15 protein-coding genes are annotated in these 13440 nt (G+C 64.0%); all 15 read left to right on the plus strand.

Annotation, left to right across the window (positions count from 1 at the left end; genetic code table 11):
• Positions 1 to 3 precede the first annotated feature (3 nt).
• The 15 genes from JQ46_RS09895 to yajC all read left to right on the plus strand — a co-directional run bounded on the left by JQ46_RS09895 (position 4) and on the right by yajC (position 13423).
• Entirely contained in the window at positions 4 to 1257 is a 1254-nt protein-coding gene (locus tag JQ46_RS09895) for a Dyp-type peroxidase (RefSeq protein ID WP_237744801.1), read from the plus strand.
• Positions 1258 to 1402: 145 nt separating this feature from the next.
• Positions 1403 to 3406 carry a threonine--tRNA ligase gene (gene thrS / locus JQ46_RS09900; RefSeq protein WP_034988032.1) on the plus strand — a complete coding sequence of 668 codons (2004 nt, stop codon included), beginning with the start codon at positions 1403 to 1405 and terminating at the stop codon, positions 3404 to 3406.
• Positions 3407 to 3413: 7 nt separating this feature from the next.
• Positions 3414 to 4004 carry an HIT family protein gene (locus JQ46_RS09905; RefSeq protein ID WP_034987855.1) on the plus strand — a complete coding sequence of 197 codons (591 nt, stop codon included), beginning with the start codon at positions 3414 to 3416 and terminating at the stop codon, positions 4002 to 4004.
• Positions 4005 to 4037: 33 nt separating this feature from the next.
• On the plus strand, positions 4038 to 4703 hold the full coding sequence (gene pgsA / locus JQ46_RS09910) for a phosphatidylinositol phosphate synthase (protein ID WP_034987857.1): 666 nt from the start codon (positions 4038 to 4040) through the stop codon (positions 4701 to 4703).
• Positions 4703 to 5671 carry a phosphatidylinositol mannoside acyltransferase gene (locus tag JQ46_RS09915; protein ID WP_034987858.1) on the plus strand — a complete coding sequence of 323 codons (969 nt, stop codon included), beginning with the start codon at positions 4703 to 4705 and terminating at the stop codon, positions 5669 to 5671. Before pgsA ends, JQ46_RS09915 begins: the two co-directional genes overlap by 1 nt.
• On the plus strand, positions 5668 to 6849 hold the full coding sequence (locus tag JQ46_RS09920) for a glycosyltransferase family 4 protein (RefSeq protein ID WP_034987860.1): 1182 nt from the start codon (positions 5668 to 5670) through the stop codon (positions 6847 to 6849). Before JQ46_RS09915 ends, JQ46_RS09920 begins: the two co-directional genes overlap by 4 nt.
• Entirely contained in the window at positions 6846 to 7364 is a 519-nt protein-coding gene (locus JQ46_RS09925; protein WP_034987863.1) for a hypothetical protein, read from the plus strand. Before JQ46_RS09920 ends, JQ46_RS09925 begins: the two co-directional genes overlap by 4 nt.
• Positions 7365 to 7454: 90 nt before the next feature.
• A complete protein-coding gene (gene pdxS, locus JQ46_RS09930) occupies positions 7455 to 8357 on the plus strand; it encodes a pyridoxal 5'-phosphate synthase lyase subunit PdxS (RefSeq protein ID WP_141741116.1) in 903 nt (300 codons plus the stop codon).
• On the plus strand, positions 8357 to 9220 hold the full coding sequence (locus JQ46_RS09935; protein ID WP_034987869.1) for an acyl-CoA thioesterase: 864 nt from the start codon (positions 8357 to 8359) through the stop codon (positions 9218 to 9220). The genes pdxS and JQ46_RS09935 overlap by 1 nt, the downstream gene beginning before the upstream one ends.
• Before the next feature lie 4 nt (positions 9221 to 9224).
• A complete protein-coding gene (gene pdxT / locus JQ46_RS09940; RefSeq protein ID WP_034987872.1) occupies positions 9225 to 9812 on the plus strand; it encodes a pyridoxal 5'-phosphate synthase glutaminase subunit PdxT in 588 nt (195 codons plus the stop codon).
• 129 nt (positions 9813 to 9941) lie between these two features.
• Positions 9942 to 10697: a YebC/PmpR family DNA-binding transcriptional regulator gene (locus JQ46_RS09945; protein WP_034987874.1), complete on the plus strand. Its 756-nt coding sequence runs from the start codon at positions 9942 to 9944 to the stop codon at positions 10695 to 10697.
• Positions 10698 to 10728: 31 nt separating this feature from the next.
• Positions 10729 to 11292, plus strand: coding sequence for a crossover junction endodeoxyribonuclease RuvC (gene ruvC / locus JQ46_RS09950; RefSeq protein WP_051876326.1), 564 nt, complete (start codon positions 10729 to 10731; stop codon positions 11290 to 11292).
• Positions 11289 to 11921 (plus strand): Holliday junction branch migration protein RuvA, encoded by a 633-nt coding sequence (gene ruvA, locus JQ46_RS09955; RefSeq protein WP_034987877.1) that lies wholly within the window; start codon positions 11289 to 11291, stop codon positions 11919 to 11921. Before ruvC ends, ruvA begins: the two co-directional genes overlap by 4 nt.
• Positions 11922 to 11971: 50 nt before the next feature.
• On the plus strand, positions 11972 to 13063 hold the full coding sequence (gene ruvB / locus JQ46_RS09960; RefSeq protein ID WP_034987881.1) for a Holliday junction branch migration DNA helicase RuvB: 1092 nt from the start codon (positions 11972 to 11974) through the stop codon (positions 13061 to 13063).
• 45 nt (positions 13064 to 13108) lie between these two features.
• Positions 13109 to 13423, plus strand: coding sequence for a preprotein translocase subunit YajC (yajC, locus tag JQ46_RS09965; protein WP_034987884.1), 315 nt, complete (start codon positions 13109 to 13111; stop codon positions 13421 to 13423).
• Positions 13424 to 13440 lie beyond the last annotated feature (17 nt).

Below are 13440 nucleotides of genomic sequence, written 5' to 3' on the forward strand. Positions count from 1 at the left end.
CCCATGCCTGACTCCGCACGTTTTCTTCCTTCCATTTCTGACGCCCCCACCCCCGAGCCCACCCAAGGTGCGAAGATCACTCGCCGTGGCTTCTTTGCGGGACTGGGGATGAGCGGCGCCGCCTCCGTCCTGGCAGCTTGCAGCACAGCAGAAGACTCTGCTTCTACAGCTGAAAACGGTGGTGCTGGCGATGGGGCGTCAATAAGAAAGATTGATTTCGATGGCCCGCACCAGGCGGGTATCCGGGAAGACTCGCAGAACCACGCGCTGTTGGTGGCTTTTAACCTCAAGAGGGACGGGCTACCGCGCGGTGGGCTGAAGAAGAACCTGGAGCGCCTGATGCGCATCTGGACCGGTGATGCGCGTTCCCTAACCCAGGGGCAGGTTGCCCTGGCGGACCTGGAACACGAGCTATCTATAGCCCCGCAGAACCTGACGGTGACTGCGGGGTGGGGACCCAAGTTGATCAAGGATGCGGACTTGATTGGCGCGGCTCCTTCCTGGGTGAAGAAGAACCTCAACGGGCTGCCGAAGTTCAAGGGAGACAAGCTCGACCCGGACTTCGGCGGTGCTGACGTGGTGCTGCAGATCTGTGGCGATGATCTCACGGCCGTGAGCCATGCTGCGCGTGTGCTGACCCGCGGCGGTCGTGATTATGCGACGCCGAAGTGGACCCAGCGCGGATTCGTGGATTCTCCGACAGGCGAAACCCCGCGCAACCTGATGGGCTTCAAGGATGGCACCGCCATTCCCCGCACCGACGAAGAGTACGACGAATCCATTTGGGACGATCAGGGCGGCAGCGCAATGGTGGTCCGCCGAGTCGTGTTCGACATGCCGGGGTGGGAACAGCTGGATAGGAAGTCCCGAGAGGTCGTGTTCGGCCGACACGCGGACACCGGCGCGCCGCTGGGCGCGAAGGATGAGTTCGACCCGGTGGACCTCAACAAGACCGGCGATGACGGCTTGCCGCTGATCGACGAGCGCAGCCACGTTGGAATTACTGCGGGCGAGGGCACCCACATGAGGCGCCGCGCCTACAACTGGGACAACGAGGTCACCCCACTGGGCAACAGCGGGCTGATTTTCATCTGCTTCCAGGCCGACCCGGACGAGGCATTCACGCCTCTGCAGAAGCGGCTAGCGGAGAAGGACCGGCTGAATACGTGGATCACGCACGTCGGTTCAGCAGTCTTCTGGGTGCTGCCCGGCACGCAAAACGGGGCGTACTGGGGGCAAGAGATCCTGGAGGGGTAGAATCTACGGGCGTTGAGGACTGTCACCAGGTATGTGACCGTCACTAAAGCCCGAGAAGGAGCACGATCCACAAGTGAGTACCCCCGAAATCACCCCAGCCGCCGTTAGTTTCCGAGTTCCGGCCGGTACCCCGGCCGGCGCCGCTATGCGTGAGCTGGGCCTTCCCAACAAGGGTCCGGAAGCAATCGTTTGTGTGAAGGAGACCGAGGGGGAGGATGCCGGCCAGCTGCGCGACCTCTCCTGGGCGCCCCAGCAGGACGCGGAAGTGACCGCCGTTCCGGCGAACACCGATGAGGGCCGGGGCGTAATCCGCCACTCCTGCGCCCACGTGCTCGCGCAGGCAGTACAGAAGGAATTTCCGGGCACCAAGTTGGGAATCGGCCCGGCCATCGACAACGGCTTCTATTACGACTTCCAGGTTGCAGAGCCCTTCACCCCGGAGGATCTGAACAAGCTGGAAAAGGTCATGAAGAAGATCATCAAGTCCGGCCAGAAGTTCGAGCGCAAGGCTTATGCCGACGCAGAGCAGGCTCGCGCGGAGTACGCAGACGAGCCCTTCAAGACCGAGCTAATCGCGGACAAGGGCAACGTGGACCCGGACTCTGACGAGGCCACCGAGGTCGGAAGCGGCGAGTTGACCGCTTACAGCAACGTGAATCCGCGCACCGGGGAGGTCGAGTGGTACGACCTCTGCCGCGGCCCGCACGTGCCGACGACCCGTTACATCCCGGCTTTCGCCCTGACCCGTTCCTCCGCCGCCTACTGGCGCGGTGACCAGTCCAAGGCCGGGCTGCAGCGCATCTACGGCACCGCCTGGGAGTCGAAGGAAGCCCTGGCGGAATACCAGACGATGATGGAAGAAGCCGAGAAGCGCGACCACCGGCGCCTGGGCCAGGAGCTGGATCTGTTCAGCTTCCCCGACGAGATTGGCTCCGGCTTCCCGGTGTTCCATCCGGACGGCGGCATCGTACGCCTGGAGATGGAGGAGCACTCCCGCAAGCGCCACATCGCCTCCGGCTACAGCTTCGTCAACACCCCGCACATCACGAAGGGCGACCTGTTCCAGAAATCCGGGCACCTGGACTTCTACGCCGATGGCATGTTCCCGCCCATGCAGCTGGATGGGGAAACTGACGACGAGGGCAACGTGACCAAGCCGGCACAGGACTACTACGCCAAGCCCATGAACTGCCCGATGCACAACCTGATTTTCGCCTCCCGCGGACGCTCCTATCGCGAGCTGCCGCTGCGCCTGTTCGAGTTCGGCACTGTGTACCGCTACGAAAAGTCCGGTGTGATTCATGGCCTCACCCGTGCGCGTGGCTTCACCCAGGACGACGCGCACATCTACTGCACCGAGGATCAGCTAGAGCAGGAGCTGACCACGGTGCTGGAGTTCATCATCTCCCTGCTGCGCGACTACGGACTGGATGACTTCTACCTGGAGCTCTCCACCAAGGATCCGAACAAATTTGTGGGCACCGACGAGATCTGGGATCGCTCTACCGAAATCCTGGAGCGCGTGGCCACCAAGTCCGGCCTGGAACTGGTGCCGGACCCGGCGGGTGCGGCCTTCTACGGCCCGAAGATCTCCGTCCAGGCTCGTGACGCCATCGGGCGTACCTGGCAGATGTCCACCGTGCAGTTGGACTTCAACCTGCCGGAGCGCTTCAACCTGGAGTACACCGCCCCGGACGGATCCAAGCAGCGCCCGATCATGATTCACCGCGCGCTCTTCGGCTCCATCGAGCGATTCTTCGGCGTGCTTTTGGAGCACTACGCCGGTGCGTTCCCCGCATGGCTGGCCCCGCACCAGGTCGTCGGCATCCCGGTTGCCGACGAGTTCAATGAGTACCTGGAGAACTTCGCCGCAGACCTGCGCGCCCAGGGCATCCGTGCGGAGGTAGACACCTCCGACGACCGCATGCAGAAGAAGATTCGCAACCACACCACCGGCAAGATACCTTTCATGCTGCTGGTCGGTGGCCGCGATGTGGAGGCAAACGCCGTGAGCTTCCGCTTCCTGGACGGTACCCAGGTCAACGGCGTACCGCGCGAGGATGCGCTGCGCATCATCTCCACCTGGATCACTGAGCGCCGCAATGAGCAGCCGAGCTCGGAGCTGATCCAGCCGCTGGTGGAGGCTTAAGACAGCAGTGGGGCAGCCAACGGAGCAGCAGCGACAACTGGAAGAGCAGACCGAACCGTATGTGGATTCAGGCGTAGGCTCCCAACCGGATCTGCAAGGCGGGCTGGAGCGACTGTGGGCACCCTATCGCTCCCAGTACATCGCCAAATCCAAGCGATCCGCCGATCCCTTTGCCACGCTGCCGGAGCTGTCGGACGAAGAGGCGCTGATCGTCGCCCGGGGAGAGTCTGTCTATTGCGTGCTGAACCTGTACCCGTATAACCCCGGCCACATGCTGGTGATTCCTTATCGCCAGGTTGCCGACTATACGGAGCTCAGCGCTGAAGAAACCGCTGAGCTAGCGGAGTTTACGAAGATTGCGCTGAAGACGCTGCGGGCGGTTTCCAAGCCCGAGGCGGTGAACGTAGGCCTTAACTTGGGCAAGGCCTCCGGCGGATCCATTCCGACACACCTGCACCAACATATAGTGCCTCGGTGGGCTGGTGATGCTAACTTCATGACAGTCATGACGGGCACCAAGGTACTGCCGCAGACGCTGCGGGAGACCCGAGCGCTGCTGGCAGAAGCTTGGGAAAGCGTTACCCGTTCCACCGACTAGCGGTTCAAACCATTAGGGAGAAAAACTTCAGCGATGCTTAGCGTGCACGGCCGTGGCCCCGCCGCGGTCATCATTGAACCGATCGCCCGGGTGCTGCACAAGATGGGGATTACTCCCAACGCAGTAACCGTTTTCGGCACCCTGCTGGCGATCGGTTTCGCACTCTGGCTGATTCCCTCCGGTCACCACTTCGCCGCCGCCGTACTCATCGGCCTTACGGTAGCCACCGACATGGTCGACGGCACGATGGCTCGCATGCGTGGCGGCGGCACTCGCTTCGGCGCCACGCTAGATGCCACCTGCGACCGCCTCAGCGACGGCGCCATCTTCGGCGCCCTGGTTCTCTGGTTTGGCCTGCAGGAGCCCGCGAACGTGGTGATGATGAGCGTCTGCCTGGTTATCCTTGTCACCGCCCAGGTCACCAGCTACGTCAAAGCCCGCGCGGAGGCCTCGGGCATCAAGGTCGTGGGAGGGCTCATCGAGCGCCCGGAGCGCCTCATCATCTCCCTGGTCGCCGTCGGTATCGGTGGCCTCGGCGTGCCGCACGTTCTGGCGTGGGGTCTGTGGATCCTCGCCGCTGGTTCGCTGTACACGGTCGTCGAGCGACTGGTGATTGTTGCTCGTTCGGACGCCGCGTCCCAGACCATCGCCGCTCCAGAAGGAGCCCGCGAGTTCCCCGCCGAGGGGAGTGAGGATTAATGGGTGAGCGGCTGTCCGCCGCGGCTTATATCGCCGGCTGGAAGATAACCTCCAAGCTGCCGAAGCCGGTGGCGAAAGCTTTGTTCGAATGGGGCGCAGACGTGGCGTCCAAAAAGGGTAAAGGCCCAGAACAACTGCGCCGCAACCTCGCCCGCATCGTCGGGCCGGAGAACGTCACGCGCGACCTGGTGCGTCGCTCCATGCGCAGCTATATGCGCTATTGGCGCGAGGCCTTCCAGCTTCCGGCGATGGCCGGGCGCGAGCTGGCGGAGGAGCTCAACCGCAACTTCGTACCCGGCTCGCTGGAGCTGCTGCACGCGAGCGCCGAATCCGGCCGGGGCACCGTCATCGCCTTGCCACACGCGGGCAACTGGGACATGGCCGGGGTGTGGCTGGTGCACCATTACGGGACCTTTACCACCGTGGCGGAGCGCCTGAAGCCGGAGATCCTGTTCGAAGCTTTCGTGGAGTACCGCGAGTCGCTAGGCTTTGAAATCATCGCGCTGACGGGCGCGGACGTGCCTCCCCTGGAGCGGATGGAGGAAGTGCTGCGCGGTGGCGGGACCGTGTGCCTGATGGGGGAGCGCGACCTGACTGGCCACGGGGTAGAGGTGGAGTTCTTCGGGGAGAAGACCTCCATGCCCGCCGGGGCGGCGCTGCTGGCACAGCGCACTGGGGCGAACTTGTTTACTGCACGAGTGGCGTTCCGCGGCGGTTCTACGGACCCCCGTCCTGAGCGTCGAGACACGCCGGAGACCTGGGAGCACGAGGTCACGCCCGTAGAGGTGGAGGGGCGGAGCCTGCAGCAGATCGTGCAGCAGATGGCGGATAACTTCGCCCGCGGTATCGCCATGGATCCGCAGGATTGGCACATGCTGCAGCCATTGTGGTTCTCGGACCTATCGGAGGCGCGCCGCAAACGCATGGGGTTGAGTGAAGACAACCAGACGGAAGGGCAGGACCAATGAGGATAGGAATGGTCTGCCCGTATTCCTTCGACGAACCGGGCGGCGTGCAGATCCACGCCATCGACCTGTGCACCGAGCTGCGCAAGCGCGGCCACGAGGTCAGCCTGATCGGCCCCGGCAAATCCACTGAGGGGCTGCCGGATTTTGTGGAGCTGGGTGGCTCCAGCATTCCGATCCGCTACAACGGCTCGGTCGCGCGGCTGAGCTTCGGCCCGCGGACGAAGAAGCACTTAAAGCAGTGGATCCGCGATAACCAGTTCGACCTGCTGCATATCCACGAGCCGAACTCCCCGTCCTATTCGATGATGGCCATGGCCGTGGCGGAAGGGCCGATCGTGGCGACGTATCACGCCTCGGCCAGCGAGTCGAAGATCCTTAAAGTGGCGCTGCCTTTCCTGCGCCCCTACTTGGAGCGCATTCACGGTGGCATCGCGGTTTCCGAGGAGGCCCGCCGTTGGCAGGTGGAGAACCTGGCAGGCGACCCGGTGCTGATCCCCAATGGCGTGGAGACCTCCGTCTACCGGAACGCTGAACCCCTGGCCGGGCTGGGCACGCTCGAGCAGCCCCGGCCGCGTCCTCGTTTGATGTTCCTGGGCCGTTTCGAAGAACCCCGCAAGGGCCTGCAGATCCTGCTGGAGGCCATGCCGCGGATCGTCGCGGACGTGCCAGACGTGGAGCTGATCATCGCCGGTGGCGGCGACATCGACGCTCTGGTCGAGCGCGTAAGGAAGCTCGGCCTGTCCGTCTGTGTAGGGTTGGGCCCCAGCGCGAAGCCTATTGACGCCCACGTGCGCGTTCTCGGGCGCGTCAGTGACGCGGACAAGGCCAGCGCGTTGAGCGCAAGTGATGTCTACGTGGCTCCGAATACCGGCGGCGAGAGCTTCGGCATCGTCCTGGTGGAGGGAATGGCAGCCGGGGCGGCGGTGCTGGCCAGCGACATCCCGGCTTTTGAAGCCGTCGGCCAGCACGGAAAGTCCGCGCGCCTATTCCGGAATGGTTCGGCCGAGGACCTGGCGGAGAAGGCTATTGGCCTGCTACGCGACGATGAGGGTCGCGGCAGGCTCATCGCAGCCGGGGCGCAGCGGGCCGTGGATTTCGATTGGCAGACCGTTACCGACCAGGTGGAACAGGTGTATGACACGGTGACGGTCAAGGGGCGAAAGGTGACACTGGCATGATCACGATTCCCGTGTGGGTCTTCATTGTCGCGGTGGTTTTGATCCTCGCGATCGTCGCGGGCGTGTGGGCCTCCGGCATGGCCAGCCGGCTGAACCGGTTGCACATTCGCACGGACTCTGCCCGCGTGAGCTTGGAGGGGGCGCTGCACTCCCGCTCGAGCGTGGTCGCAACGCTGCAGCCGGAGCTAGGGCAGGATGTGGCGCACGTGAACCGCGTGGCGCTGCGGGCCACCGACATGGGCGCGCGCAGCGAGGCAGAGAACGAGCTGCTGAGCGAGCTGGACTCACAGGTGTGGACCAACCCGAACTTCCTGGAGGCGTCGGCGAAGGTGGACCTGGCGGCCCGCTTCTACAACGACGCGGTCTCCGACACCTTGAGCGTGCGTTCCCGCCCGCTGGTGCGCGCCCTGCGCCTGGCCGGCCGGGCGCCGCTGCCGGAGTATTACGAAGCCCTTCTGTCCAGCCCCGCACCCAACGAAGATTCCGCCGATAACGGGGGCTTGGCGGAGGGCTAGTTTTAATTCAATCCCGATAGTGGGATTGGAAAGTAGACAGGTTAGACTAGAGCCGATCTAAAACTCTTCATAGATGGGAAGCTAAGCATCGTGACCAATAACTCTTCTGCTGCGAACACCGGCACCGCTCGCGTGAAGCGCGGCCTGGCCGACATGCTCAAGGGCGGCGTGATTATGGACGTCGTTACCCCGGAGCAGGCAAAGATCGCCGAGGATGCCGGCGCCACCGCCGTGATGGCTCTGGAGCGCGTGCCCGCCGATATTCGTGCCGAAGGTGGCGTTTCCCGCATGTCCGACCCGGACATGATCGAGGGCATCATTAATGCCGTCTCGATCCCCGTTATGGCCAAGGCCCGTATCGGCCACTTCGTCGAGGCACAGGTTCTGCAGTCCCTGGGCGTGGACTTCATTGACGAGTCCGAGGTGCTTACCCCGGCCGACTACAAGAACCACATCGACAAGTTCGACTTCGAGGTTCCTTTCGTCTGCGGTGCTACCAACCTGGGCGAGGCGCTGCGCCGCGTGAACGAGGGCGCGGCTATGATCCGCTCCAAGGGCGAGGCCGGCACTGGTGACGTCTCGAACGCCGTCACCCACATGCGCACCATCCGTGCGGAGATCAACCGCCTGACCTCTATGGCCGAGGACGAGCTGTACGTGGCGGCCAAGGAGCTGCAGGCTCCCTACGAGCTGGTGCGCGAGGTTGCTGCCAACGGCAAGCTGCCGGTCGTTCTGTTCACCGCCGGTGGCATCGCCACCCCGGCCGACGCTGCGATGATGATGCAGCTGGGCGCCGAGGGTGTATTCGTCGGCTCCGGCATCTTCAAGTCCGGCAACCCGGAGCAGCGCGCCCGCGCTATCGTGCAGGCCACCCAGAACTACGACGACCCGGCGACCATCGCTAAGGTTTCTCGCGGCCTGGGTGAGGCCATGGTCGGCATCAACGTCGACGAGATCCCGCAGCCGCACCGCCTCGCGGAGCGCGGCTGGTAATGTCTCCTCACCGTCCGAAGATCCTGGATGTCCTGGATCTAGAGCGCATCGACCGCGACATCTTCCGCGGCAGCCCGCTGCCGTCGAAGCTGGCGCGCACGTACGGCGGCCAGGTTGCCGCGCAAGCTTTGGTGGCGGCCACCCGCACCGTCAGCGAGGATTTCGCCGTGCACTCCCTGCACGGCTACTTCGTTGGCCCGGGCAACCCTGATGCCTCGACGGTGTTCTTGGTCGACCGTGTGCGCGACGGTCGATCCTTCGTCTCCCGTTCTGTGAAGGTAGTGCAGGACGGCAAGGCGATCTTCAGCATGCAGGCCAGCTTCCACATCCGCGACGACCACGGCCCGCAGCACTCCGACGAGATGCGCGCGGTGCCGGACCCCGAGTCCATCGCAGTGGATACCGAGTCGCTGACCCGCGTCCAGCGCCTGTTCCGCGACGAGTGGGCCGACTGGGACGTGCGCATCGTCCCGCCGGAGGACTACGAGCACAACAAGTACACTGCCTCTCAGCAGGTGGTGTGGTTCCGCACGAAGTCCAAGCTGCCGGACATCGACACCCTGCACGTCTGCACCCTGGCCTACATGTCGGACATGACCCTGTTGTCGTCCGCGCTGGTGCCACACCGACCGGCGGAGTTTCAGGAGGCCTCGCTGGACCACGCCATGTGGTTCCTGCGCCCCTTCCGTGCCGACGAGTGGCTGTTGTACGACCAGGTTTCCCCGTCCGCCCACGGCGGCCGTGCGCTGACCCACGGGCGGATCTTCAACCAGCAGGGCGACCTGGTGGCCGTGGTCACCCAGGAGGGGCTGACCCGCACCTTGCGCGACGGCGCCCAATCGGTGCCACTGAAGGAGCAGTAGGCCGATGATCATTGGCGTGTTGAGCGTGCAAGGCGGGTTCGTCGAGCACATGCGCAGCATCGAACGCCTGGGCCACGAGGCTCGCGCCGTTCGCCGTCCCGAGCACCTGGAGGGCCTCGACGGGCTGATCATGCCCGGCGGCGAGTCCACCACCATGTCCAAGTTGCTGGAGCTAGGCGGCATGCTGGAACCCCTGCGGACCCTGGTTGCCGACGGCCTACCCGTGTTCGGTACGTGCGCCGGGCTGATTCTGCTGGCCGATCGGGTCTTGGATACTCGTAGTGACGCCCACAGCTTGCACGCCATGGACATCACAGTGCGGCGCAACGCCTTCGGCCGGCAGGTGGACTCCTTCGAGACCCAGCTGCCGTTCGGGGACATCGACACGCCCGTCGAGGCCGTTTTCATCCGCGCTCCCAAGGTGGAGGAAGTGGGCGACGGGGTAGAAGTTGTGTCCACCTTGCCGGATGGCACGGTCGTCGGCGTGCGGCAGGGGCACGTGCTGGGATGCAGCTTCCACCCGGAGCTTTCCGAGGATGACCGCGTGCACGAGTACTTCCTCGGGATGGTTAAGCAGTACGGCGTGGAATAGCTGCTGGATAGCTTCGGCGGTTGGGGCGTGGGGGCGTCATAAAGAAAAAGCGACGTGCGTGACGGCAGCTACACCGTGGGGGTCTAGTATGGAAGCGAAACAGACGAACCCGACTACCGAAAGAGGATCATGGCCGGCCACTCCAAATGGGCAACTACCAAGCACAAGAAGGCTGCCAACGACGCAAAGCGTGGCAAGGAATTCGCCAAGCTGATTAAGAACATCGAAGTGGCGGCCCGTACCGGTGGTGGTGACCCCAGCGCAAACCCGACGCTGCAGGACGCGATCACCAAGGCCAAGAAGTCCTCGGTGCCCAACGACAACATCGAGCGCGCTCGCAAGCGCGGCTCCGGCGAAGAGGCCGGCGGCGCAAACTGGGAAACCGTGATGTACGAAGGCTACGGCCCCAACGGTGTGGCTATGCTCATCGAGTGCCTGACCGATAACCGCAACCGCGCCACCACCGACGTGCGCACCGCCATGAACAAGAACGGCGGCAATATGGCGGACGCGGGCTCCGTTTCCTACCTGTTCACCCGCAAGGGCGTGGCAGTGCTGGACAAGGGCGAGAACACCGAGGACGACATCCTGCTCGCCGTGCTGGACGCCGGTGCGGAAGAAGTCAATGACATCGGCGAAAAGTTCGAGGTCGTGTGCGAATCCTCCGACATCAACGCCGTGCGCGATGCGCTGAAGGAAGCCGAGATCGACTACGACTCCATCGAGCTGGACTTCCGCGCGTCCATGGAGGTTCCGGCGGATGCCACCACCGCGAAGAAGGTGTTCAACCTGATCGACGCGCTGGAGGATTCCGACGACGTGCAGAACGTGTTCACCAACATGAACGTGCCGGATGACGTGCTGGCGGATCTGGACAGCGAATAATTAAAACACGTGTGCTATTCTTAGCTACACGATGAACACTCCACATAATTCCGCCTGGGGCAGCCCCACTGGTGGCCCGACCTCGCTGGCCGGGCTGCGCGTGATGGGGATAGACCCTGGGCTGACGCGCTGCGGACTATCCGTGGTGCAGGCGGGGAAGGGGCGCGCTGTGTACCCCGTGGCCGTGGGAGTGGTGCGCACTCCGTCGGACATGCCGGTGGAGCGGCGCCTCAACAAGCTCTTCGACGCGGTGGAGGAGTGGTTTGACGACTATCAGCCGCACGTAGTGGCGCTGGAGCGCGTGTTCGAGCGCTCCAATGTTTCCACGGTGATGAACACCGCCCACGCCTCCGGCGTGTTGATGCTGGCCGCCGCCAGGCGCGGGGTAGATGTGCACATGTACACACCCAGTGAGGTGAAGAAGTCCATCAGCGGCAACGGCCGGGCGGATAAGGCGCAGATGACGCGCATGATTACCCGTATCTTGGGGCTGAGCGAAGCACCCAAGCCGCCGGATGCGGCCGATGCGCTGGCGCTGGCCGTGTGCCATTGCTGGCGGGCGCCACTGAACCATCTAGTAAAGGGGAAACCATGATCGCATCGCTGCGCGGAACTGTGATTGATAAGGGCCTGGACTACGTGACCATCGAGTGTGCGGGTGTGGGCTACCAGTGCACCGGCACCGCCACCACCATCGCGGAGCTGCCGCGGGGCGAGGAAGTCTTCGTGACGACCACGATGGTGGTGCGCGAGGACTCGCAGACGCTGTACGTGTTCAAGGATGCGGATGAGAAGCGCGCCTTCGCCACCCTGCAGTCCGTCTCCGGTGTGGGCGCCCGGCTGGCGTTGGCGATCCTGTCGGTTATTAGCCCGCAGGAACTCGCCCGGGCGGTATCCAACGGCGATCACAAGACGCTGCAGAAGGCGCCGGGCGTAGGCAAGCGCCTGGCCGAACGCATGGCTGTGGATCTGAAGGGCAAGGTGGCGGATCTGGGAGAAGTCGCGGGATCTGGGGATTCTGGGGTCGCCGGTGCCTCCGGCGTTGCCGGGAGCCAGGCTGTGGCGGCGGACGTGCGGGAACAGGTCCTCGAAGCGCTCGTGGGGCTCGGGTTCACGGAGTCCAAGGCCGGCACCACCATTGATGCAGTATTGGCCCAGTGGTCCGCCCCGCAAGCCCCGGATGCTTCCGGGCTGCTACGCGCTTCGCTGGCGGCAATTAAATAGGCACAGGCAAGCGCTAGTACACGGCTGAAGAATAGGGGAGACTGGAGACTATGAGCGACACCGAGCGCACAGAGTTTGAACTTCCACCGGGCGTGGGGCCGGGCGCCGTACCCGGCGGTCAAGGCTTTCCCCAGAACGCGGATCTGGACCCGCAGCAATCCGCCGGGGAATCGGACATTGATACTTCGCTGCGCCCCAAGTCACTGGATGAGTTCATCGGCCAGCCGAAGGTACGTACGCAGCTGGACCTAGTGCTGGGCGGCGCGCGTTCCCGCGGAGTAGCTCCCGACCACGTGCTGTTGGCCGGCCCTCCCGGCTTGGGCAAGACCACGATGGCCATGATCATCGCCCAGGAGCTCGGCAGTTCCCTGCGCATGACCTCCGGCCCCGCCCTGGAGCGTGCTGGCGATCTGGCCGCCATGCTCTCCAACCTGATGGAGGGCGACGTACTGTTTATCGACGAGATCCACCGCATGGCCCGCCCCGCCGAGGAGATGCTCTATATGGCGATGGAGGACTTCCGCATCGATGTGATCGTCGGCAAGGGGCCCGGTGCCACGTCCATCCCCATCGAGATCGCCCCGTTCACCCTGGTGGGCGCCACCACTCGCGCGGGCATGCTCACCGGCCCGCTGCGCGACCGCTTTGGCTTCACCGCCCAGATGGAGTTCTACGACATCGCCGACCTGACCCGGGTGGTCACGCGCGCAGCGGGAATCTTGGGAGTTGAGATTACTGGTGACGCCGCAGCGGAGATTGCCTCCCGTTCCCGCGGAACCCCGCGTATCGCCAACCGACTGCTGCGCCGAGTGCGCGACTTCGCGGATGTAAATGCCGACGGAAAGATCACCGTCGAGGTGGCGCGTGCCGCGCTGCTGGTCTTCGACGTGGACGAATCTGGTCTGGATAGGCTCGACCGGGCGGTCATTGAAGCCCTGGTGAAGGGCCACGGCGGTGGACCTGTGGGCGTCAATACCCTTGCGCTGGCGGTAGGTGAAGAACCGTCAACGGTCGAGGAAGTCTGCGAGCCTTACCTCGTCCGAGCCGGAATGGTGAGCCGTACCCCGCGTGGGCGCGTGGCGACGGCGGCGGCGTGGCGACACATCGGCTTAGAACCACCGGAAGGCACAATCGGGCTATAGCGGGGCAAAGGGGATGTGGGAAGGCCATATGGCAAAATTGTCACTATGCCAATTGACATTATTCTCATCGTCCTTGTCCTACTTGTGTTCGTCGGCTTGCCGCTGATCCAGATCCGCAAGCAAAACAAGCGGGTTCAGGAGATCCGGCAGTTTCAGGATCAGCTGGGTCCAGGCATGGTCGTGAAGACGACCTCCGGCATCCACGGTCGTGTGGTCCACGTGGGGGATACGACCATCGACCTGGAGATCGCAACGGGGGTTGTGACCACCTGGGAGAAGGTGTCCATCCTGGAGACCGTCGACTCTGTGGAGCCTGGCTCGCAGCAAGAGACGCAGCTGACGGAAGAAAAAGACGACTAACTAGCTGGTTCGGTATT

Source organism: Corynebacterium jeikeium (assembly GCF_000738175.1).
GTDB classification, from domain to species: Bacteria; Actinomycetota; Actinomycetes; order Mycobacteriales; family Mycobacteriaceae; genus Corynebacterium; species Corynebacterium jeikeium_C.

What these genes read in the sequence shown, in the direction of transcription:
- JQ46_RS09895 (WP_237744801.1), top strand. Translation starts at nt 4, where the DNA reads ATGCCTGACTCCGCACGTTTTCTTCCTTCCATTTCTGACGCCCCCACC.
- thrS (WP_034988032.1), top strand. Translation starts at nt 1,403, where the DNA reads ATGCGTGAGCTGGGCCTTCCCAACAAGGGTCCGGAAGCAATCGTTTGT.
- pgsA (WP_034987857.1), top strand. Translation starts at nt 4,038, where the DNA reads ATGCTTAGCGTGCACGGCCGTGGCCCCGCCGCGGTCATCATTGAACCG.
- JQ46_RS09915 (WP_034987858.1), top strand. Translation starts at nt 4,703, where the DNA reads ATGGGTGAGCGGCTGTCCGCCGCGGCTTATATCGCCGGCTGGAAGATA.
- JQ46_RS09920 (WP_034987860.1), top strand. Translation starts at nt 5,668, where the DNA reads ATGAGGATAGGAATGGTCTGCCCGTATTCCTTCGACGAACCGGGCGGC.
- JQ46_RS09925 (WP_034987863.1), top strand. Translation starts at nt 6,846, where the DNA reads ATGATCACGATTCCCGTGTGGGTCTTCATTGTCGCGGTGGTTTTGATC.
- JQ46_RS09935 (WP_034987869.1), top strand. Translation starts at nt 8,357, where the DNA reads ATGTCTCCTCACCGTCCGAAGATCCTGGATGTCCTGGATCTAGAGCGC.
- pdxT (WP_034987872.1), top strand. Translation starts at nt 9,225, where the DNA reads ATGATCATTGGCGTGTTGAGCGTGCAAGGCGGGTTCGTCGAGCACATG.
- JQ46_RS09945 (WP_034987874.1), top strand. Translation starts at nt 9,942, where the DNA reads ATGGCCGGCCACTCCAAATGGGCAACTACCAAGCACAAGAAGGCTGCC.
- ruvC (WP_051876326.1), top strand. Translation starts at nt 10,729, where the DNA reads ATGAACACTCCACATAATTCCGCCTGGGGCAGCCCCACTGGTGGCCCG.
- ruvA (WP_034987877.1), top strand. Translation starts at nt 11,289, where the DNA reads ATGATCGCATCGCTGCGCGGAACTGTGATTGATAAGGGCCTGGACTAC.
- ruvB (WP_034987881.1), top strand. Translation starts at nt 11,972, where the DNA reads ATGAGCGACACCGAGCGCACAGAGTTTGAACTTCCACCGGGCGTGGGG.
- yajC (WP_034987884.1), top strand. Translation starts at nt 13,109, where the DNA reads ATGCCAATTGACATTATTCTCATCGTCCTTGTCCTACTTGTGTTCGTC.